Origin of the sequence: Nocardia nepalensis, from assembly GCF_048910785.1 — a bacterium.
GTDB classification, from domain to species: domain Bacteria; phylum Actinomycetota; class Actinomycetes; order Mycobacteriales; family Mycobacteriaceae; genus Nocardia; species Nocardia nepalensis.
The window spans coordinates 49,150-68,895 of record NZ_JBKBET010000035.1; the positions used below are offsets into that span (position 1 = coordinate 49,150).

The following is a 19,746-nucleotide window of genomic DNA, read 5'->3' on the forward strand; positions in this document are numbered from 1 at the left end:
CCACGAAATCCCTACAGTTCGAAGGAAATGCATGTCCGCGATCACCCGCCGGTCACTGTTGACCGGCGCCGCCGCTGCCGGTGCCGTCCTAATCGGCACACGAACCAGCCAGTCGCAGAACGGAATTGCCGCGCGAGTCAACAGCGTCCCGCTGACCCGGGAGGAGCACCGGGTGGTGGTGGTCGGTTCCGGATTCGGCGGCGGGGTGACCGCGCTGCGTCTGGCGCAGGCCGGTGTCCCGGTGCTGCTGCTCGAACGCGGATTGCGCTGGCCGACCGGGCCGAATGCGGAGACCTTTCCGCGCGCCTCAGCCCTCGACAGGCGGGTGCTCTGGTATCGGTCCAGTCCGGAATTATTCGGCAGGCCAATGGTTTTCGAACCCTACACCGGTCTGGTCGAGGCGGTGCCTGGAGAGAACATGACCGCACTGTGCGCCGCGGGCCTCGGCGGCGGTTCGCTGGTCTACCAGGGCATGTCACTGCAGCCGACGCAGGCTGTATTCGATACGCATTTTCCCGAGGAACTCGACTGGGCGACCATGGATCGAGTGCATTATCCGCGGGTGGCCCGCATGCTGGGCCTCGCGGTGGCGCCCGACGAGTTGATCGAAAGCCGGAACTACACCGCCGCACGCGTTTTCGCCGAGCATGTACAACAGGCCGGACTGCCGCTGTCGAAGATCCCGATGCCCATCGACTGGAACTTCGCGCTCGCCGAGCTACGCGGCGCGATGAAACCGTCGTACACCAATGGCGACGGCGCGATGGGGGTGAACAACGGCGGTAAGCATTCGGTCGACGTCACCTACATCGCCGCGGCCGAAGCGACCGGACGGGTTAGCGTGCAGACGCTGCACCAGGTCACCGATGTCGAACGCGCCGCCGACGGTCGCTGGGTCGTGTCCGTCGAAAGGCTCGACACCTCCGGCAACGTGTTGGAAAACAAGATCATCACCGCGAATGCCCTTGTGCTGTCGGCCGGTAGCCTGAACAGCACCAAGCTGCTGGTGCGGGCCGCCGCGAAGGGGCAGATTCCCGACCTGCCGGACGCGCTGGGTCAAGGGTGGGGCACCAATGCCGACCGGATCTATGTGTGGACCAACCCCACCGCCGATTTCGGTGCGGCACAGGGCGGTCCCGTGGTCTACGGAAGTAAGAACTGGGACGATCCACACGCCGCCTACACCGTCATCCAGGCCGCCATCCCGCCGATGTCGATGGACCCCGGGTCCACCATGATGGTCGGATACGGCGTCAGCGACGACCGTGGCCGGTTCGTCTACGACTCGGCGACCGATGACGCGATCCTGCACTGGCCGCAGGACGGTGACGCGTACATCCAGAACAATCACATCGGCCCGGCCGTGCAGCGGATCGCCGGTCCGGCAAGCACTTTGCTCGACACCAACGCCCTGTTCCCATCCACCTGGCATCCCCTCGGCGGCGCGAGCATGGGAGCGGTATGTGATCTCGACGGCAGAGTCCTCGGCCAGCGCGGCCTCTACGTCCTCGACGGCGCACTCCTGCCCGGCAACGCCGCGGCATGCAACCCATCGATGACCATCGCCGCCGTCGCGGAGCGAGCCCTCGACAACCTGGTCGCCCAGGACGTGGGGACCACGATCTGATACCCGGTTATCAACTGCCGCCGCAGGTTCGGCGTGCCAGCGGCAAGGGTACCGGAGTTTGGGTGCCGAGCCTGCGGGGTAAAAAGCCGAACGCTGGATGTCAGATGAAAGACGAAAGGGTTCGACCTTGATCAACGCCAAAAAGCCGATCGCCGTGTGTGCGGCCGCAATCGGGATCACTGCCGGGTTAGCGGTATTCCTCCCGACCACTGCGTCCGCGGCAACATATGCCGGCCAGTGCGGTGAAGGATTCAAGGTGATCGACTCACACGAGTTGAAGGGCGGCACAGTCTTTCTCACCTACGACGGTCGGACCAACTGCGTGGTCACCGTGCGGGACAAGCCGGGCGAGGCGATCTCGATGGGGGCCGCTGTGCGGCAGTCGAAGGACCACTCCCAGGTGGTGATCAACGACGACCGCGTCTTCACCGACTACGCGTATGCGAAGGTCGAGGCGGAAGGCAAGTGCATCGACTGGGGCGGCCGCATCAAGGACGACCTCTGGCAGGAATTCGGAGTCCACTGCGGCTAACTGAGCCCCGCTCCACCGACGGCTGCACGGTCGTCGGTGGGGAACCGGCCGTTCAGAACTCGTCGGGACAACCGCAGGAACCTCTGGTGTGCAGTACCGCTTCGAGATTCACCACTCCGGGCCGTGGCGTGTGGTCCTCGATCTGTTGTAGCAGCAGATCGACCGCGGTCTCGCCCATGAGCCGGGTGGGCTGGACCATGGTGGTCAGGCCCGGGCGGGTGTAGCGGGAGTATTCGATTCCGTCGAAGGCGACCACGGCGAGGTCGTCGGGCACGCGCAGGCCGGCATCGTAGGCCGCGCGCAGCATACCCATCGCCTGCAGGTCGCTGGTCACGAAAACCGCGGTGGGACGGGGGGAGTCGGACATGAGATCGGTCAGTGCGCGGTAGCCCGCCGCGCCGCCGAAATCCGTTCGCACGATGCGTCCTTCGGCAAGTCCGGCGGCGGCCAACGCATTTCGGTAGCCCTGCACGCGGTCCTCGGCGGTGGATACGTGCGGGCCGCTCAGGCAGGCGATTTCGCGGTGACCGTGTCCGATGAGATGGGCGACGGCCTGCTCCGCGCCCGCGACCGAATCGCACATCACATGCGCGCAACGCGCCGGATCGATGACGCGGTCCAGCGCCACCAGCACCATGCCCGCCTCCTCGCACGCGTCGGCGACGCCGGTCTCCCACGATGACGAAATCGCCAGCAGCCCTTCGACTCTGCGGTCGATGAAGGTGCGCACGTAGGCGCGTTCGCGTTCCTGGTCCCCGGCGGCATTGCCGACGAACAGCGGATACCCCTTCGCGAAGGCGGCCGCCTCGATGACCGCGGACAGTTCGGCGAAGAACGGGTTGGCGCCGTCCGGAATCACCATGCCGAGCGCGTGCCCTCGGTTCATGCGCAGGCTGCGCGCGGACATATTGGGCCGGTAGCCGAGTTCGGCGATGGCGGCCTCGATGCGGGCCCTGGTCGCGGGCGCGACCTGCCGCGGCCCACCATTGAGCACATAGCTCACCAGCGCCGGTGATGTTCCGGCCAGCCGCGCCACGTCGGCTCGTGTGACTGCCATCCGAGTTCTCTCCTTGCTCCGACCGTCCATCCAAGCACTCCGCGCACGCACTTGACAGCCGGTGACTCGGGTCACACACTACTCATCAACTCGCGTTGATCAACACGAGTTGATACATGAGACGGATAGGTCGAACAACGATGAATGCTCGATTCAGGCGTGCAATGGCGCCGCTTGTCCTCATCGGCGCGCTCGCCGCCGCTGCCTGCGGTCGCGGTGGTCAGGACGGCGGCGGCGATTTCAAGATCGCGATCGTCACCCGGAATTTCACCAACCCCTACTGGGCGGCATTGCGCGACGGCGCACTCGCGGAGGGGCAAAGGCTCGGCGTGAAGGTCACGGTGCAGGCCGGGCAGTCCGAGACCGACGCCGACGGCGAGAACGCCCAGATCTCCACCTTGGCCGCGCAGGGCTACGACTGCTTCGGGGTGGTGCCGGTCAATGCCACGAATGTGATCACTCCGCTGACGCCGGTGGCGCGCAAGAACATTCCGATCCTCGACCTCGACACCCAGATCGATGCGAAGGCCTCCGAACAGGCCGGGGTGTCCTACGCGAGCTTCATCGGCTCGGACAATCTCGATGCGGGCCGGATCGCCGGTCAGAAGATGCTCGAGACCCTCGGCGGCACCGGGAAGGTCGCCATCCTGCAGGGCATCGCGGGCGAGCAGAACGGCATCAACCGCGACCGGGGCTTCACCGACGCCGTCGCCGGCAAGCTGGAGATCGTGCAGAAGGCGCCCGCCGACTACGAACAGGACAAGGGCCTGCAGGTCACCGAGGCGATCCTGAAGGCGCACCCCGACATCACCGGCATCTTCGCCGCCAATGACACCATGGGCCTCGGCGCGGCACAGGCGATCAAGAACGCGGGCCGCACCGGCCAGATCAAGGTGATCTCCGTCGACGGCATCCAGGCCGCCCTCGACGCCGTCAAGGCGGGCACCCTGACCGGCACCGTCACCCAATACCCGTACGCCGAAGGACAACTCGCGGTGCAGAGCTGCCTGGCCCGGCACCAGGACAAGAAGCTGCCCGAGCGCGTGGTCTCCCCCATCGCCTTCATCGGCAAGGACAATGTCGATCAGCAGATCTCGGCGTTCCCGCGTCCGATCGTCGCCTTCGACAACCCGGTGGAAGGACTGTTGAACAAGTGACCGCCGTGGCAACCGCCGAACTCCGCGCGCGTGAGGGGCGCACGGAGATCCTCGCGAAGGTCGCCGAATTCGCGGCACCGCTCGCGCTGGTCGTGCTGTGGGTGGCGTTCTTCATCGCCACCCCGAACTTCCTGACGGCGGACAATATCGGCGATCTGCTGGTCGCCTCGACGATCCTCACCGTGCTCGCACTCGGCCAGCAGTTCGCCATCACCGTCGGCGGCATCGATCTGTCGGTCGGCGCGAACCTGCCTTGGGCGGCAGCTGTTCTCGGCTATCTGGCCAGCCACGGCTACCCGATGGCGGTCGCCATCGGGGCGGCCATCCTGGCCGGACTGGCGGTCGGCATCGTCAACGGTGTGCTGGTCGGCCGACTGCATATGACCGACTTCGTGGTCACCCTCGGCATGCTGAGCGTGCTCAATGGCATCACACTGCTGCTGACGCACGGCAATACCGAGGCGGTGAGTTCCCGCTTCCTGCAACGGCTCGCACTCGACGGCATCGGACCGGTGCGCTGGTTCTGGCTGCTGGCACTGCTGGCGGCGCTGGTGGTGGCGGGCATCATCTTCCGCACCCGGATCGGCACCCATCTGCTCGCCACCGGCGGGCGACTCGAGGCCGCGCGCGACACCGGCATCTCGGTGAACCGGATCCGGCTGTTCGCCTATGCCATGTCCGGATTGCTGTGCGGCATAGCCGGTGTCATGCTGGTCGCCCGCAACGGCGGCGCGGATCCGTCGCTGCAGACCACCTACCTGCTGAGCTCGATCGCCGCGGTGGTGCTCGGCGGTTCGTCGCTATCTGGCGGCAAGGCGTCGGTGCTCGGCACTGTCTGCGGTGCCGTGCTGTTCACCTCGCTGATCAACGGGTTCACCATTCTCGGCATCTCGCAGTACTACCAGCCGGTCGCCGTGGGCGCGGTGCTGCTGCTGGCCGCCGGAATCGCCCGCTTCCGAAAGTAGGCCGGACATGACGATTCCATTGTTGGAGGCGCGTGAGCTCACCAAGTCGTTCGACTCGGTGCGCGCGCTGGCCGGGGTGTCGCTGACGATTCCCGAGGGTGAGGTCACCGCGCTCGTCGGTGATAACGGTGCGGGCAAGTCGACCTTGGTGCGCTGCCTCACCGGCGTGCAGACACCGGATACCGGGCAGATCCTGTTCAAGGGCGAGCCGACGCGCCTGCGTTCGCCGGAGGACGCGCGCAAGATGGGCATCGAGACGGTGTATCAGGATCTCGCCCTCATCGACGACCTGGCCGTGTGGCAGAACCTGTTTCTCAATCGGGAGCTGGTGTATCCGCTCGGCATCGTCAACCGCAGGTCGATGATCGCCCGCAGCGGCGAGATCCTGCGCGATCTGGATGTGGACGTCCCGTCCGTGCGCACTACCGTGCGCCGGATGAGCGGCGGTCAGCGCCAGAGCATCGCCATCGCCCGCGCGGTGGCATGGGGCAAATCCATGGTCATCATGGACGAGCCGACCGCGGCACTCGGCGTGCGGGAGACCGCGGCGGTCGAGAAGCTGGTGCGCGGCCTGCGCGACCGCGGGATCACCGTATTGATCATCAGTCACGATCTGGCGCAGGTCATGCGGATCTGCGACAACGTGGTGGTGCTGCGACGCGGGAGATCCGTTGCGGCACATCGGATCGACGAGGTGGACGGCGACCGGCTGGTCGCACTGATCACCGGTGCCGCACCCGGCAATCTGGAGGTTGCCGCGGCCGGAGCCGACGCGAGCGAGCGCACCATCGACGCAGCGACAGAGTCGAGCGTCAGCGAGGAGCAGTCGTGACCGTCGTCGTCCTCGGCTCGGTCAACCAGGACATCGTGTGCGAGGTGGAACAGCTGCCACGCCCGGGTGAAACCGTGCTGGCACTGCGCTCGCGAACCAACCTGGGCGGCAAGGGTTCCAATCAGGCCGTCGCGGCGGCGCGAGCGGGCGGCCGGGTCGAGTTCATCGCCAGAGTCGGTCGCGATGCCGATCCCGGACTGCGGAAATCGTTGCGCGAGTATGGTGTCGAGCTCACCGCGCTGCGCGAGGTCCAGCACGCGCGCACCGGCACGGCCTACATCACCGTCGCCGATGGCGAGAACCAGATCGTGGTCGATCCCGGCGCCAACTTCGGCTGGGAACCCGAACTCGAACTCGACACCATGGCCGAGGCCGAATTGCTGCGGTCGGCGCAAGTCGTTGTCGCACAGTTGGAAGTGCCGCCGAACGTGGTCGAATGGGCCGCGCGGCGGGCTCGCCGGTTCGTCCTCAACGCCGCACCGGCGATGGCGCTGCCGGATGAGCTGCTGCGCCGCTGCCACCCGCTGGTCGTCAACGAATCCGAGCTGTCGGCATTGACCGGTGGCACCGCACGAACACCCGAACAAGCATTCCACCTGGCCCGTTCTCTGTGCCTGCGCGGAGTGGAGTCCGTCGTCGCCACTTTGGGCGCGGCAGGCTCGGTCTGGGCGCACCGCTGTGACGTGCCAGCGCCGGTCGCCGGTGGCTATCAGGCTGCGCCACAGGTGAATTCGGTGGACTCCACCGGTGCGGGCGACGCCTTCGTCGGTGCGCTGGCCGTCGCACTCGCCGATGATATGCAGCTCAGCGCCGCCGTGGCATACGCCACCGCGGCCGGCGCCCTCGCCGTGCAGGCACCGGGAACCCACGCCTCCTACCCAACCGGGGACCAGATCGTCACCGCACTCGCGGCCGTCCCCGCGGCTCGGCCGCTCGTCTGATTCCCCCCGCTTCGAAAAGGAACCGAACTTTGCGCACCAGCGGACTCATTCACGCCGAATTGCTCTCGGCGCTCACGGCGCTGCGCCACACCGACCTGTTCGCCGTCAGCGACTCCGGCCTGCCGACACCCGTCGGCGTACCGGTCATCGACCTGGGCATCAGCTACGGATTCCCCCGGTTCGAGCCCATCCTCGACCTGATCCTGGACGAAGTCACCGTCGAAGCCGCCTGGGGTAGCCGCGAGGTCGCGGAGCAGAATCCGGAGGTCTCGACCCTGCTCAGCCGCCGTCTGAACGCGGAGTTGATCGAACACGACGACTTCAAGCGGCGCATCGGAGCCTGCCGGTTCGTGGTGCGAACCGGTGAGGCCCGGCCCTATGCCAATGTGCTGCTCCGGGCCGGGGTGCCGTGGTTGTAGCAGAAGCGCCCATGCCGGAAAATTGATACCGGCGATATTTGAACCCGGCGGCCGCGGGCCGCGTATCCATTGCAGAATGGTCAATTGACTAACTACTGTCGGGTGCTCGGATCAATGACTGATTCCACAGGTCACGCCTGCCAGGCGACTGCTCGCAGCTCGCTCGAAACAACACGGCGTGCGGGTCGGGAGGAGCGGTAGAGATGGATCTTCGCGAGGTCGTTGCCGCGGGTGTGCGGGAGCAGCGCGAGCTGCTGGATCAACAGGCGCTATCGGCCCGTGAACTGATCGAGGCGACCCTCGACGCGATCGGCCAGGCGGGGGAGCTGAACGCCTTCACCCAGGTCTTGCACGAACAGGCCATCGCCGAGGCCATCGAACGGGACCAGCAGCGCGCCGCGGGTGCGGACCTCGGGCCGCTGCACGGCATCCCGATCGCGGTGAAGGACGAGATCGACGTCGCGGGCGTCCCGACCACCTTCGGCACCCGAGCCAACGTCATCCCGGTAGTCGCCGATGCCGAGGTGGTGCGGCGGCTGCGGGCGGCGGGCGCGGTCATCGTCGGCAAGACCACCATGCCGGAATTCGGGCAGTGGCCCTACACCGAATCCAGCACCTACGGGCTGACCCGCAATCCATGGGATCTGACCCGCTCAACCGGCGGTTCCAGCGGCGGTTCCGCCGCCGCGGTGGCGGCGGGCCTGGTGCCGGTCGCGCTCGGCGGTGACGGCGGCGGCTCGATTCGGATTCCCTCCGCCTGCTGCGGACTCTTCGGCCTGAAAACCCAGCGCGGACGGGTGCCGACCGCACCGAACGCACATCTGTGGTGGGCGTTGGGCGTCATCGGCCCGCTCACCCGAAGCGTGCTGGATTCGGCGATCGTGTACGACGTCATCCGCGGCGCCACACCGGCCGATCGCTTCCAGGCCCCCGATCCGGTGGTGTCGTTCGAGGAGGCCGCGCGGCGCACACCGACCGGTCTGCGCATCGGCTACAGCGCGAAATCACAGACGATTCTCGCGAAAGCGGTTCCCGAGCATGTGCGCGCGGTGCACGACACCGCTGAACTCCTTGCCCAACTCGGCCATACGCTCATCGAGGTCGATCCGGACTATCCCGATTTCACATTCGCCTTCTATCCGCAGTTCTACGGCGGTGTGCGCGCGGAGATCTCCTACATCGATCATCCGGAGCGGCTCGAACGCCGTACGCGCCAAACCCTGGCGCTCGGTTCCTGGGCGCGTCGGCCGGTCGTCGAATGGGCCATGCGCCGCGGTGAAGCCTTGGCGCACAGGGTCGATCGCATCTTCGACCACTGCGACCTGCTGCTGACCCCCACTATCGCGCACCGCCCGCCGCGAGTCGGTGTCCTCGACCATGCGAACAGCGTCCGCGCACAAGTCGCCTCGATCCCGATGGTCGCCTACACCGGACTGTGGAATGTGACCGGACATCCCGCCGCCTCACTGCCCGCGGGCATCGCGACCGACGGGCTTCCGCTGGCGGTCCAGCTGATCGCACCGGCGAATGGCGAGACCACCATCCTGTCCGTCGCCGCACAACTCGAGCAGGCCCGGCCGCATCCACGCCTGGCTTAGCTCCAAAAGGCCCTGGGTTCACGGCGACTGCCGATAAAATCTCCCACGGAGGTGATGTGCCGTGACAAGCGTATTGCTGATCACCGGAGACGCGGCCGAAGACCTGGAAGTCATGTACCCCTACCAGCGGCTGCTCGAGGAGGGGTACGAGGTCCACGTGGCCGCCCCCACCGCCAAGAAGCTGCAGTTCGTCGTGCACGATTTCGCCGACGGATTCGATACCTACACCGAGAAACCCGGGCACACATGGCCCGCCGATATCGCGCTGGCCGATGTCGACCCGAGTCGGTACGCGGCGTTGGTACTGCCCGGCGGGCGCGCACCAGAATATCTGCGCGGCGATGTGGAATGCCGCAGGGTCGTCGAACATTTCGTCGCCGAGGACAAACCGATCGCGGCGCTGTGCCACGGCCCGTTGATCCTCATCGCGATCGGCGCACTCACCGGCCGCTCGTCGAGTGCCTACCCGGCACTGGCGCCCGACCTGAATGCCGTTGGCGCGCAATGGGAAGACAGCCCGGCCTACGTCGACGGCAATATTGTGACGGGCCGGGCCTGGCCGGACCACCCGCAGTGGATGCGAGCCTTCCTGGAGGTGCTGCGCGCCAAAGCGCCACTGCCGTAAGGCCTGGCGCCGAGCCCCACATCGGGCAGTGTCCCGCCGTCCCGCCACGAGGGCGGCCGGGTGACCTTCACCGAAGTCGAGGGCGGCACGCGGGTCACGTGGACCACATCCGCCGAGGCGCGTTTGCCCTTCGCCGCCGCCTGGTTCACCCGCGTGCTGGCCGAACCGGTGATCCTGCATTCCTTCGGCAAGGTGCTCGACGCCGCCGAATCCGCACTGGCCCAAGCGAATCGGTAGTCGGCGGCGTCGCGGACCCATCAGCGCCGGTCGCGCCCGCCGAGTGTCAAGAACGCGAGCCCGAGCGCCAGCACCGCCAGCCCGCACCACGACACTATCGGCAAGCGCTCACCGACGACGACCACACCCAGCACCGCCGCCACGGCGGGCTCGGCCAGCGTCAGCGTCGTGGCCACCTGCGCGGTCGTATGCCGTAGCCCGTAGCCGAACAGGCGGTAGGCGACGAACGTGGTGAACACCGCGAGATGCAATGCCACCGCGATGCCGCGACCGTTGTGCAACCAGGATGTACTGGTGCACAACACAACCGGCAGCACCAGCAACCCGGCGATGCCGAACATCGTGCCCATCACCGCATTCGACGAATGCCCATGTGCGATGAGCCGGCCACCGATGAGCGAATAGACGGCGTAGGTGAGTCCACCGAACGCGGCGAGCACGATACCGAGCAGGTCCACGGGCGCAGTCCCACCCGTCAATTCGGGCCCGAGCACGAGCACCGCACAACCGAGCACCGCCGCCGCGGTGGCACCGACCCACCGCCCGCTCGGCCTGCCCTGTCCGGTAGCCCAAGCCAGCAGGCCCGCGAAAACCGGCGCACTACCGAGCGCGATCACCGTGGCAACGGCCACACCCGTGCGCGCCACGGCCGGATAGAAGGTCACCGGATACCCTGCCACCGCCAGCGCACCGGCCGCGACCAGCCACCACTCGTCGCGGGTACACGCCAAACGCCTTCCGCCGGTGGACAAGAACAGCAACAGTCCACCGAGCGCCAGCCCCGCAGACCCGATCGCCGCCGCAGGCGCACCCGCGGGAGCCAGCGAACTGGTGGTGCCCGTGGTCCCCCACAACACCGCCGCAACCAAGATGGGCACCGGCCCGGTCACCGGTGATTGCGCCCGAACACCCGAACGCCCAACCACAACAACAGATTTGGAATCAGACAATGCCATGCACTTCCGTCATCGAATTCGACAGGGATTCGAAACGGGCGCACGACATCACCCCAGGGCTGCCCGATGGGTCAGCCGGGACCGGCGAATCAGAAATTCAGCGGGTGCGCCCGATCAGGCGCACGGCGGCGGCGTAACGGCATGCCAGTAGATGTCCACGGCGCCGATCCTATCGCGACGCCCGGATCGGGATTCACACCGCCGAGTGGGAGCTGAAGATAAGTTTTCGGGACGGTCCCAGATCGAATGATCTTCGATAGGGTTGGGTCTGTGAGGAAGATCGATTCACCGATAGGGCCGGCCGCCGCCGTCCGGAATCCACCTCGACCGGCCGTTCCACTCGACGATATCGACCGGATTCTGCTCGATCAGCTCGCCCGGGACGGGCGGATGACCAATAGCGCGCTCGCCGATGTCGCGGGGATCGCACCGTCGACGTGCCTGGGGCGGGTGCGGGCGCTGGTGGAACGTGGCGTGATCCGCGGCTTCCACGCCGATATCGATCCGGCCGCGCTCGGCCGGAATCTGCAGGCCATGATCGCGGTCCGGGTGCACGCCAACGCGCGCCCGCACCTCGCCGAGTTCGGCGAGCAATTGGCCGAACTCGACGAGGTGCTCAACGTGTACTTCATCGCCGGCGCCGACGACTATCTGATCCACGTCGCGACGGCGGACTCCGAAGGTCTGCGGGTCTTCGTGCTGGAGCATCTGAGCGCACATCGCGCCGTCGCCTCGACCGAGACGATCCTCATCTTCGAGCATGTGCGCCCCAGAACCCGACCGATGCCCTAGGCGGCCAGCGTCTCGGCGGCGTAATTGTGTGCGGCCGCGACGGATTCGGACAGCAGCCGGCCACGGTGCGTGCTGAGGCCGGCGGCCAGCCCCGGATCCGCGGCGACCGCGTCGCGCCACCCGCGCTCGGCCAGCGAAATCGCGTACGGCAGTGTGGCATTGGTGAGCGCGACCGTGGAGGTGTAGGGCACCGCGCCGGGCATATTGGCGACGCAGTAGAAGACCGAATTGTGCACGCGGTAGGTCGGCTCGGCATGGGTGGTCGGCCGGGAATCCTCGAAGCAGCCCCCCTGATCGATGGCGATATCGACCAGCACCGAACCCGGCTTCATCTGTGCGACAAGGTCATTGGAGACCAGGGTGGGCGCCTTCGCACCGGGCACCAGCACCGCGCCGATCACCAGATCGGCCTCCCGGACCAGGCTCTCCACCTCGAAGCTGTTGGAGATGATGGTGCGCACCTGGCCCCGGTACTGCTCGTCCAGCGCACGCAGGCGCGCGATATTCAGGTCGAGCACGGTCACATCCGCGTGCATGCCGACCGCGACGGCGATCGCATTGCTGCCCGAGACACCACCGCCGAGCACGACCACCCTGGCCGGACGCGCACCCGGCACACCGCCCATCAGCACGCCGCGGCCACCGCCGCTGCGCATCAGGTGGTACGCACCGGCCTGCGGTGCCAGCCGTCCCGCCACCTCGCTCATCGGCGCGAGCAACGGCAGCGACCCGTCCCGGGCGGTGACGGTCTCGTAGGCGATCGAGGTGATCCCGGAATTCAGCAGCGCATCGGTGCACTCCTTGGACGCTGCCAGATGCAGGTAGGTGAACAGCAGCTGCCCTTCGCGCATGCGCGAATACTCCTCGGCCACTGGCTCTTTCACCTTGAGCACCATATCCGCGGTACCCCAGACCTCATCGGCGCTGTCCAGCACCCGCGCGCCGAGGGCCGCGTACGCCATATCCTCGAACGCCGACCCCTGCCCGGCCCCGGCCTCGATGTACACCTCGTGTCCGCGCGCAACCAGCTCGTGCGCGCCCGCGGGCGTACACGCGACCCGGTACTCGTGGTTCTTGACCTCGCGGGGAATTCCGATCTTCATCAACACTCCTGTACGTCGATCCGGCGGATTGGCGACATGTGATCGGTTCGATCACCTCAGTGCGAGTATGAAGATCCTGCAAGATCAGATCCATATTTGTGAAGATAGTTTTCGAACTAGCGGAGCAACCATCCTGATATTCAGATTTCCGAAGTTCCCGCCCCACCGATCCGAAACATATTCGGCTAGCGCTCGGGTATCTGCGTCAGCGCCCATTCGGCCCACTCCCGGTTCATCGCATAGAAGCGTTTGCCCCACTCCATCGCGATGCGGCCATAGACGGACAGATCGTCTTCATCCCAGTCGATCGACGCCTCGAGTGCGGCCAGTTCGGCTCCGGCCTTGGCGGTCCTGGTTTCGATACCGGACAGATAGTCGCGGGCCTGCGCCGGAGGAACCACGCCGAGGAAGAAAACGCGCAGCAGCATCTCGTTGCGCGCGGTACGTTTCGGCTCGGTCGTGGTTAGCCACTCGCGCAGATCGGCCAGGCCCGCATCGGTGATCGTGTACTCCTTGCGACCGCGCGGACCCTCGTCGGTGACCGCGATCGAGCGCGCGTCGGCGAGCTTGGTGAGCTCGGTATAGATCTGACTCTGGGTGGCGGGCCAGGCATTGGCCAGCGACACCTTGAAGCGCTGCAGCAAGTCATAGCCGCTGGCCGGGCGATCGGCCAGCAGTCCGAGCAGGGCGTACCGAAGACTCATGCCATCACCTTACCTTCCACTATTGACATGTCGAGGGCGCAGGCTCTAATTTGGACATGTCAAAATTGGAATATCGAGGAGTTCTCGGACATGTCGTACCTGCGCGCCTTCGCCCCCTGGATCGTCTTCGCGGTGATCCCGTCGCAGTACTGGCAGTGGGCCGCGCTGGCCGCCTTCGGTGTCTCGGTTCTCGGGATCGCCCAGCAGGTCCGGGCCGGTCAGCGCATCGAAGCCATGGCCATCGATATCGGTTCGGTCGTCTTCTTCGCGGCATTGGCCGTTATCGCCTTCGTCGATCCGGACAGCGCACTGCACCCCTACACCCCCGCGCTCTCCTCGGGCGTACTGGCCCTGATCGCGGGCGCCTCACTGTTGGTGCGTGTGCCGTTCACCCTGCCGATCGCCAAACAGACCACGCCGCGGGAACTTTGGGATCATCCTGTCTTCATCCGCACCAGCTATGTCATCACCTCGGTATGGACGGCGAGTTTCGTCGTCGGCTGCGTCGCGCTGACCGCGCTGGCGCACTCCTCGTCGGGCGGGCGTACCACCGTGCAGGTACTCGCATTCGCGCTTCCGGTGATCTTCACCATCCGCTACGTCGCCCACATCCAGGCGAAGGCGAACTCACGGACCGAGTCCGCATCCTGAAATCCACGACGCTGGACCATCGATCTGACCACCGGCACCGTCGCCGAAGAGCAGCTCGACGACCGCGACGCCGAATTCCCGCGCGTCGATGATCGGCTCGCGGGTCGGGACTCCCGCTTCGGCCACGCCACCGTATCCGGGAACCGTGGCGCATTGGTCCGCTACGACCTGCACACCGGCGCGAGCACGGCTCACGAATTCGGCCCCGGCCGCATCCCGGCCGAGGCCGCCTTCGCACCCGCCGACGAACGCCCCGGCGGCGACAGATATCTGCTGACCTACGTCTTCAACGCCGAACCGACCGCAGCGATCTCGTCATCGTGCACCCGACCGATCTGGCCGCACCGCCGGTGGCGACCATCCACCTACCCAGCCGGGTGCCCTACGGTTTCCACGGGAACTGGCTGGCTGATCCGGTCAGCCGTTGACCGCGAGCACCAGCTTGCCGGTCGAGGTGCGCCCGGCCATCAGCCGATGCGCCTCGGCGACCTCGGCCAGCGGGAATTCCGCGGTGACCGGCAGCTCGACCTGACCGGTCGTGACCAAGCGGAAGGCCCGATCGGCGATCTCCCGCAACACCTCCGGCGCATCCGCGGTGAGTCCGAGGATCGAGAAGCCGGAGACCGACAGGCCCTTGGGGTAGAGCTCGGGCTGGCCGAGCTGCCAGCCCGGCTCACCGCTGGCATTGCCGTAGGAGATCAACCGGCCGAACAGCGCCAGGGATGCCAGACCGCGCCGCAGGGTCTGCCCACCGACCGGATCGAGGACGACGTCGACGCCGCGGCCGCCGGTCGCCTCCCGCACATCGGCCTCGAAGGTCTCGGCCAGGAAGGCGTCGTCGTAGCCGAGTTTGCGCGCGTACTCGGCCTTGGCCTCGCTGGACACCACGCCGTATACCGCGCCCGCGCCCGCCAGCTTGGCCACCTGCCCCACCACGGTGCCCACCCCGCCCGCCGCCGCCTGCACCAGCACGGTCTCCCCCGGCTGCAGTCTGGCGACGGTATTCACCAGCGCGTACGCGGTCGGCAACACGGTGGGAAGTGTTGCGGCCGTGCGCAAATCGACGCGATCGGGCACCGCGAACACCGTCGCGGCGGCGACCACCGCGACCTCGGCATACGCGCCGCCCTCGGTAATCGCCGCCACCGACTGCCCGACCGTGAACCCGTCCACACCGGCGCCGATCGCGCGCACCCGACCGGAGAGTTCGAGGCCGGGCACGAACGGCAGTTCGGTCACCCGATACCCCACCGAGCGCGCCTGCAGGTCGGCGAAGTTCACCCCGACGTACGCGACATCGATCGCGACCTCACCGGGACCCGGCTCCGGAGCATCGAGCTCCACCTCACGCAACACCTCAGGTCCGCCCAGCTCACTGATCTGAATCGCCCGCATAACCCCATACTCCGCTCGACACCTTGTCGAGACAGTTGTAGCAGGTATGGCGGCTACCGGCAGTTCACCACGAGTGCCGTGGTGTTGTCGGTGCTCCCGGCCAGTAATGCGTTGTCCACCAAGGTTTCCGCGGTGCTACCCGGGGTCTCGCCAGCAGTGAGTGCCGACTTGATCTCGACCATGTCGAGTCGCTTGTGCACGCCGTCGGTGCTCAAGAGCAGAATGCCCCGGCTCGACCCCGTAGCGGCGTGCCCGATGGCGGACGGAGTTACGGTGCGCGTCGAAGTGGTCACGAGGTGGTCCATCCGTCCCGACGGACGAATCCCCTTGGCGCGCATGAACTCGGCAACGGTGTGATCGGTGGTCATCTGGTGCAGCACCCGGCCGTTCCAGCGGTAGGCGCGGCAATCGCCGACCCACGCGATATCGCTCGGCCCGTCGGGCTGTCCGGCGGCGGGCAGCACCGCGACCACGAGCACACAGTCGGCCTGCTGCTCCGGGAACTGGCGCAGCAATTCCTGCTGGGCCGCGAGCACCCCCGACTGCGCGCCGTCGCGCGCACCCACCCGCGCCGCGACCGAGGCCGCCGTGCGCGCCGCCCTGGCCGCGAGCAGGTTGTCGCCGATGCCGTCGGCGACGACGAAGGCGGCGCGCCCGACGATCGGGTCCGTGTAGGTGGCGACGGCGTCGGCGTTGAGCGAACGCCGCCCCCTTCTGCTCACCGCGCCGGGGATGATGGAGCCGAGCCGCAGCTGCTCGGGCCGGACGATGGCGGCGAGCCGCAGCTGCTCGGACTGGACGATGGCGATCGAAGCGGTTGTCTGCAAGGTCTGACCTCCTCGAGCTGGACCCGCTCCACGCTGCCGATCCGCACAACTTCTGTTAATTCAGTGAACCGCGGTATTCCATGTAGCGTCCCAAAATTTCGTGTGGGAATCCTGTGAATCGCAATACGATGGCGCGGTGGACATCGACGACGACCTCGATCCGCTGCTGGCGAACCGGGGTAACTGGGACGCGCGCGCACCGATCCACGCGGCCAGCGAGTTCTATCGCAACCACGATTCGTCGTATTGGTTCGCCCCCTTCGAATGGGACATCCTCGGTGACGTGCGCGACCGCGACGTCCTGCATCTGCAGTGCCATCTCGGGACCGAGACAATCGAATTCGCCAAACGCGGTGCGAGCGCGGTGGGTCTCGACTTCTCCCCCGCCTCCATCCGGCATGCCCGCGAACTCGCCGCGGACGCCGTCGAGTACGTCTGCGCCGATGTCTACGATGCGCCGAATGCGTTGGGGCACCGACAATTCGACATCGTCTACACCGGCAAGGGCGCCCTCTGCTATCTGCCCGACCTGTCGCGGTGGGCGACCGTACTCGCCGAACTGCTGCGTCCGGGCGGCTTGGTCTACATCGTCGAATTCCACCCCCTGTTGCACTCTCTGGGACCCACCCCGCCCGCCGGAGTCGATCCGGATTCGCTTGTCCTGCACGATGATTACCTCGAGGGCCGCGGCGCCCAACGCCGCGACAGCGACCACACCTACACCGACGGCCCGGCGCTGACCACCGACACCACGGTCTACGAATGGCGTCACGGCCTCGGCGAGGTGATCAACGCCTTGATCGGCGCCGGCCTGCGCATCACCGATCTCACCGAAACCGAGAAGTTGCCGTGGCCGCGCTGGTCGCGCATGATCCGCACCGACGGCGACTGGTTCCTGCTGCCGCCCACGGACCCAATTCTCCCGCTGTTGTACGGATTGGCGGCCACCAAACCGGCCTAGGCACACCACATCCCGTCAATTTGCTCCACGATAGCCACCGCGCTATTTACACTGCGACGATCCAAATCGAGGGAGCGTCGAGTGTCCACTACCGTTCAGGTCTTGTTCGTTGTCGTCGCCGTGCTCGTCGGCATCATCGTCGCGGTGATATCCGGAATCCTCTCCAAGGTCAGCGGCTCGCCCACGGGCATCGTGATCCGCGACGGCGGCGTGGCCTTCGCGGGTACCGCGGGCCTGACCCTGCTACTACTCAAGGCCATCGGGGTGCTGTAGTCGCCCCGAGGCCTAACCACACTTGACGCGCCCTGTGCGCGCCGGTCGAAGAGCCGATCGTGCGCGATGTCGAGCGGCGCGAGACGGCACCGCTGAGCACACCGTCATCGCCGAAGGGCCCGGTGCGTTCAGCTGCCGAAGACGACGCAGGCGAAGCCGACGTGCACGCCGGTGCCGACGCGGACGTCCACCGTTCCGATGGGTGTGACGTCCGGGGCCTGCACGGCGCTGAGCGTGTGCGGTCCGGTGGTCTTCGGGATCCAGGTCAGCAGGGCGATGCCACCCAGCGGGCGGACCACTCCGAACAGGACGCCGTTGTCGTAGAAGGACACGGGTTCGACGGCATTGTTGACATAGGCCTCGGCGGTGGCCGGGCAGTCGGTGCCGTAGTTGGTCGCCATGCCGTAGTTCGAATCCGGCATCACCCCCACCCGGGTCACCGCGGCATTCGCCGTCGGCGCGGTGCAGGCCAGTGCAGTGATCGCGGTGCCGAGCACGGTCGCGGTCGTGATCTTTCGGTAGCTCATGATTCGGTCCTCATCGTGTGGTGCCGGGTCCGAGTTGCCAGCGGAAGCATCGATCGTGGCCCCGCTGGGCCGTCTACAGGCGTAAATCGCCCCGCGTTTCGCAATTACGTACTTGGCGGTTGGTTCTATCCGGGAGCATCAGCCCAGTCCGACAGTGGAAACGTCCCAGCGCGGACGGCAGTATCGGCAGGCATCGCCCCGTAGCGAATCATCCACTCCCGCAGCATAATTGATCTCGCGATTCACCAACGCTTTGCGAGAGTTAGAACGTGTTCTAACGTGATCGTATGGACGTGACATACGAAGGCACGAAACGCGAGCTCGTCACCGATCAGGGAGTGCTGCGCTATCACGAGGCGGGCGACGGGCCGCCGCTGTTGTTGTTGCACGGGTCCGGGATCGGCGTGAACGGGTGGCGCAACTATCGCGGGAATCTCGCGGCCTTCGCCGAGCATTTTCACTGCTACATCCTCGAATTTCCGGGCTTCGGGGTGAGCGATGCGGTGGACGGACATCCGGTGCTCACCGCGGGCGCGGCGCTGCTGCGGTTCATGGACGGGCTCGGCATCGAATCGGCCGCCATGGTCGGCAACTCGATGGGCGGTGTCGTCGCGGCCAACCTGGCGATCCAGCATCCGCAGCGGGTCAGCAAGCTGGTCACCATCGGCGGCATCGGCCCGAATATCTTCAGCTCCAGCCCGAGCGAAGGCATCCGGCTGCTCCAGGAATTCGCCGACAAACCCGATCGGGACAAACTGCTGCGCTGGTTGCGGAGCATGGTCGTCGACCCCGCGGTGATCACCGACGAAATCATCGAGGAGCGCTGGGAGGCCGCGCAGCATCCGGATACGCAGCAGACCGCCGCCATGATGTACGGCTCGGCGGCCTGGGACATGCAGCAGAAATTCCTGGCGAACTCGAATACGCCGCCGTATTGGTCGATGCTGCACAAGGTGCAGTGCCCGACGCTGCTGACCTGGGGTCGCGACGACCGCGTCAGCCCGCCGGATATGGCACTCGTCCCGATGCGACTGATCCCCAATGCGGAACTGCACATCTTCCCGAATAGCGGGCACTGGGTCATGATCGAGGCGAAGGCGGCCTTCGAACGCGCGACCCTGGAATTCCTGCGCCGCTGAGCTCAGGCCGGGCGGTGGTCCGGATAGACCGCGATCTCCACCAGATTGCCATCCAGGTCGCGGCAGTAGTGCGAGATCATGTCGCCGAGCGCGCCCGACTTGGTGACCGGACCATTGGTGATCTCGACGCCACAGGCCATCAGGTGATCTCGCACTTCCTCGGGCGAAGCCTCAGTGATGAAGCACAGGTCCGCCGAACCCGCGGCCTCGGCGCGCGCCGTCACCCAGTCCGAGTCGACCGCGAGGGCACCGATCGGCCGCAGGTTGATCTTCTGATTGCCGAAGCACAGCGCGGTGCGGCCTTTCGGTCCGAACTTCTCCACCCGCATACCCAGGACTGTTTCGTACCATGCGGCGGTCGCCTCGACATCGACGCAATTGATGACGATGTGGTCGAACCGCTCGACTGAGAACCCCATGCTTGGGCA

General features: G+C 66.6%; 23 protein-coding genes and 1 pseudogene. 16 read left to right on the top strand and 8 right to left on the bottom strand.

Annotated elements, in window-relative coordinates:
• Nucleotides 1–31 precede the first annotated feature (31 nt).
• Nucleotides 32–1,627 (top strand): GMC oxidoreductase, encoded by a 1,596-nt coding sequence (locus ACHQ4I_RS28825; protein WP_420775012.1) that lies wholly within the window; start codon nt 32–34, stop codon nt 1,625–1,627.
• Nucleotides 1,628–1,883: 256 nt separating this feature from the next.
• Nucleotides 1,884–2,159, top strand: coding sequence for a hypothetical protein (locus ACHQ4I_RS28830; RefSeq protein WP_420775013.1), 276 nt, complete (start codon nt 1,884–1,886; stop codon nt 2,157–2,159).
• Between the two features lie 52 nt (nt 2,160–2,211).
• On the opposite strand, the gene ACHQ4I_RS28835 is transcribed toward ACHQ4I_RS28830, so the two are convergent.
• The gene (locus tag ACHQ4I_RS28835) at nt 2,212–3,216 is read right to left on the bottom strand and encodes a LacI family DNA-binding transcriptional regulator (protein WP_420775014.1); all 1,005 of its coding nucleotides are present in this window, start codon (nt 3,214–3,216) and stop codon (nt 2,212–2,214) included.
• Between the two features lie 164 nt (nt 3,217–3,380).
• Here ACHQ4I_RS28835 and ACHQ4I_RS28840 point away from each other — a divergent pair, with 164 nt between their 5' ends.
• From ACHQ4I_RS28840 to ACHQ4I_RS28875, 8 genes are all read left to right on the top strand, one after another.
• A complete protein-coding gene (locus ACHQ4I_RS28840; protein WP_420775015.1) occupies nt 3,381–4,373 on the top strand; it encodes a sugar ABC transporter substrate-binding protein in 993 nt (330 codons plus the stop codon).
• Entirely contained in the window at nt 4,370–5,338 is a 969-nt protein-coding gene (locus tag ACHQ4I_RS28845) for an ABC transporter permease (protein WP_420775016.1), read from the top strand. The genes ACHQ4I_RS28840 and ACHQ4I_RS28845 overlap by 4 nt, the downstream gene beginning before the upstream one ends.
• Nucleotides 5,339–5,345: 7 nt before the next feature.
• Nucleotides 5,346–6,170 carry an ATP-binding cassette domain-containing protein gene (locus ACHQ4I_RS28850; RefSeq protein WP_420775017.1) on the top strand — a complete coding sequence of 275 codons (825 nt, stop codon included), beginning with the start codon at nt 5,346–5,348 and terminating at the stop codon, nt 6,168–6,170.
• Nucleotides 6,167–7,111 carry a ribokinase gene (locus tag ACHQ4I_RS28855; RefSeq protein ID WP_420775018.1) on the top strand — a complete coding sequence of 315 codons (945 nt, stop codon included), beginning with the start codon at nt 6,167–6,169 and terminating at the stop codon, nt 7,109–7,111. Before ACHQ4I_RS28850 ends, ACHQ4I_RS28855 begins: the two co-directional genes overlap by 4 nt.
• A 29-nt stretch (nt 7,112–7,140) precedes the next feature.
• Nucleotides 7,141–7,530 carry a D-ribose pyranase gene (gene rbsD, locus ACHQ4I_RS28860; protein ID WP_420775019.1) on the top strand — a complete coding sequence of 130 codons (390 nt, stop codon included), beginning with the start codon at nt 7,141–7,143 and terminating at the stop codon, nt 7,528–7,530.
• Nucleotides 7,531–7,733: 203 nt separating this feature from the next.
• Nucleotides 7,734–9,128, top strand: a complete 1,395-nt coding sequence (locus ACHQ4I_RS28865) for an amidase (protein ID WP_420775020.1) — start codon at nt 7,734–7,736, stop codon at nt 9,126–9,128.
• Between the two features lie 61 nt (nt 9,129–9,189).
• Entirely contained in the window at nt 9,190–9,753 is a 564-nt protein-coding gene (locus ACHQ4I_RS28870) for a DJ-1/PfpI family protein (RefSeq protein WP_420775021.1), read from the top strand.
• A gap of 60 nt (nt 9,754–9,813) precedes the next feature.
• Complete coding sequence (locus ACHQ4I_RS28875) at nt 9,814–9,990, top strand: hypothetical protein (RefSeq protein WP_420775022.1); 177 nt, start codon at nt 9,814–9,816, stop codon at nt 9,988–9,990.
• 20 nt (nt 9,991–10,010) lie between these two features.
• Here the strand turns inward: ACHQ4I_RS28875 and ACHQ4I_RS28880 are convergent, their stop codons facing one another.
• On the bottom strand, nt 10,011–10,868 hold the full coding sequence (locus tag ACHQ4I_RS28880; RefSeq protein WP_420775023.1) for an EamA family transporter: 858 nt from the start codon (nt 10,866–10,868) through the stop codon (nt 10,011–10,013).
• Nucleotides 10,869–11,192: 324 nt separating this feature from the next.
• Between ACHQ4I_RS28880 and ACHQ4I_RS28885 the strand changes: the two genes are divergently transcribed.
• On the top strand, nt 11,193–11,738 hold the full coding sequence (locus tag ACHQ4I_RS28885; protein ID WP_420775024.1) for an Lrp/AsnC family transcriptional regulator: 546 nt from the start codon (nt 11,193–11,195) through the stop codon (nt 11,736–11,738).
• On the opposite strand, the gene ald is transcribed toward ACHQ4I_RS28885, so the two are convergent.
• Together ald and ACHQ4I_RS28895 are read right to left on the bottom strand one after the other, a co-directional pair.
• Nucleotides 11,735–12,841, bottom strand: a complete 1,107-nt coding sequence (gene ald / locus ACHQ4I_RS28890) for an alanine dehydrogenase (protein WP_420775025.1) — start codon at nt 12,839–12,841, stop codon at nt 11,735–11,737. The two genes, ACHQ4I_RS28885 and ald, sit on opposite strands and share 4 nt — an antisense overlap.
• A 185-nt stretch (nt 12,842–13,026) precedes the next feature.
• Complete coding sequence (locus ACHQ4I_RS28895) at nt 13,027–13,545, bottom strand: PadR family transcriptional regulator (RefSeq protein ID WP_420775026.1); 519 nt, start codon at nt 13,543–13,545, stop codon at nt 13,027–13,029.
• A 90-nt stretch (nt 13,546–13,635) separates the two neighbouring features.
• On the opposite strand from ACHQ4I_RS28895, the gene ACHQ4I_RS28900 reads away from it, so the two are divergent.
• Nucleotides 13,636–14,196, top strand: coding sequence for a DUF3159 domain-containing protein (locus ACHQ4I_RS28900; RefSeq protein ID WP_420775027.1), 561 nt, complete (start codon nt 13,636–13,638; stop codon nt 14,194–14,196).
• 24 nt (nt 14,197–14,220) lie between these two features.
• Nucleotides 14,221–14,624: pseudogene (locus tag ACHQ4I_RS28905) on the top strand (carotenoid oxygenase family protein).
• Here ACHQ4I_RS28905 and ACHQ4I_RS28910 read toward each other — a convergent pair.
• Complete coding sequence (locus ACHQ4I_RS28910; RefSeq protein ID WP_420775028.1) at nt 14,614–15,591, bottom strand: quinone oxidoreductase family protein; 978 nt, start codon at nt 15,589–15,591, stop codon at nt 14,614–14,616. The pseudogene ACHQ4I_RS28905 and the gene ACHQ4I_RS28910 overlap by 11 nt on opposite strands.
• A 53-nt stretch (nt 15,592–15,644) precedes the next feature.
• Nucleotides 15,645–16,418 (bottom strand): PP2C family protein-serine/threonine phosphatase, encoded by a 774-nt coding sequence (locus tag ACHQ4I_RS28915; RefSeq protein ID WP_420775029.1) that lies wholly within the window; start codon nt 16,416–16,418, stop codon nt 15,645–15,647.
• 136 nt (nt 16,419–16,554) lie between these two features.
• Between ACHQ4I_RS28915 and ACHQ4I_RS28920 the strand changes: the two genes are divergently transcribed.
• Together ACHQ4I_RS28920 and ACHQ4I_RS28925 are read left to right on the top strand one after the other, a co-directional pair.
• Nucleotides 16,555–17,379 (top strand): class I SAM-dependent methyltransferase, encoded by an 825-nt coding sequence (locus ACHQ4I_RS28920; protein ID WP_420775030.1) that lies wholly within the window; start codon nt 16,555–16,557, stop codon nt 17,377–17,379.
• 81 nt (nt 17,380–17,460) lie between these two features.
• Complete coding sequence (locus ACHQ4I_RS28925; protein ID WP_364472924.1) at nt 17,461–17,652, top strand: hypothetical protein; 192 nt, start codon at nt 17,461–17,463, stop codon at nt 17,650–17,652.
• 128 nt (nt 17,653–17,780) lie between these two features.
• Here ACHQ4I_RS28925 and ACHQ4I_RS28930 read toward each other — a convergent pair whose 3' ends face one another.
• The gene (locus ACHQ4I_RS28930) at nt 17,781–18,179 is read right to left on the bottom strand and encodes a hypothetical protein (RefSeq protein WP_420775031.1); all 399 of its coding nucleotides are present in this window, start codon (nt 18,177–18,179) and stop codon (nt 17,781–17,783) included.
• Nucleotides 18,180–18,466: 287 nt separating this feature from the next.
• Here ACHQ4I_RS28930 and ACHQ4I_RS28935 point away from each other — a divergent pair, with 287 nt between their 5' ends.
• Nucleotides 18,467–19,318: an alpha/beta fold hydrolase gene (locus ACHQ4I_RS28935; RefSeq protein ID WP_420775032.1), complete on the top strand. Its 852-nt coding sequence runs from the start codon at nt 18,467–18,469 to the stop codon at nt 19,316–19,318.
• Between the two features lie 2 nt (nt 19,319–19,320).
• Here the strand turns inward: ACHQ4I_RS28935 and ACHQ4I_RS28940 are convergent, their stop codons facing one another.
• On the bottom strand, nt 19,321–19,737 hold the full coding sequence (locus tag ACHQ4I_RS28940) for a VOC family protein (RefSeq protein WP_420775033.1): 417 nt from the start codon (nt 19,735–19,737) through the stop codon (nt 19,321–19,323).
• Between the last annotated feature and the right edge of the window lie 9 nt (nt 19,738–19,746).

Bases quoted from the DNA above. Each gene is read 5' to 3' on its own strand.
- ACHQ4I_RS28865 (WP_420775020.1), top strand. From the start codon at position 7,734: ATGGATCTTCGCGAGGTCGTTGCCGCGGGTGTGCGGGAGCAGCGCGAG.
- ACHQ4I_RS28895 (WP_420775026.1), bottom strand. From the start codon at position 13,545: ATGAGTCTTCGGTACGCCCTGCTCGGACTGCTGGCCGATCGCCCGGCC.
- ACHQ4I_RS28940 (WP_420775033.1), bottom strand. From the start codon at position 19,737: ATGGGGTTCTCAGTCGAGCGGTTCGACCACATCGTCATCAATTGCGTC.
- ACHQ4I_RS28850 (WP_420775017.1), top strand. From the start codon at position 5,346: ATGACGATTCCATTGTTGGAGGCGCGTGAGCTCACCAAGTCGTTCGAC.
- ACHQ4I_RS28910 (WP_420775028.1), bottom strand. From the start codon at position 15,591: ATGCGGGCGATTCAGATCAGTGAGCTGGGCGGACCTGAGGTGTTGCGT.
- ACHQ4I_RS28935 (WP_420775032.1), top strand. From the start codon at position 18,467: ATGGACGTGACATACGAAGGCACGAAACGCGAGCTCGTCACCGATCAG.
- ACHQ4I_RS28840 (WP_420775015.1), top strand. From the start codon at position 3,381: ATGGCGCCGCTTGTCCTCATCGGCGCGCTCGCCGCCGCTGCCTGCGGT.
- ACHQ4I_RS28900 (WP_420775027.1), top strand. From the start codon at position 13,636: ATGTCGTACCTGCGCGCCTTCGCCCCCTGGATCGTCTTCGCGGTGATC.
- ACHQ4I_RS28825 (WP_420775012.1), top strand. From the start codon at position 32: ATGTCCGCGATCACCCGCCGGTCACTGTTGACCGGCGCCGCCGCTGCC.
- ald (WP_420775025.1), bottom strand. From the start codon at position 12,841: ATGAAGATCGGAATTCCCCGCGAGGTCAAGAACCACGAGTACCGGGTC.
- ACHQ4I_RS28835 (WP_420775014.1), bottom strand. From the start codon at position 3,216: ATGGCAGTCACACGAGCCGACGTGGCGCGGCTGGCCGGAACATCACCG.
- ACHQ4I_RS28930 (WP_420775031.1), bottom strand. From the start codon at position 18,179: ATGAGCTACCGAAAGATCACGACCGCGACCGTGCTCGGCACCGCGATC.
- ACHQ4I_RS28885 (WP_420775024.1), top strand. From the start codon at position 11,193: ATGATCTTCGATAGGGTTGGGTCTGTGAGGAAGATCGATTCACCGATA.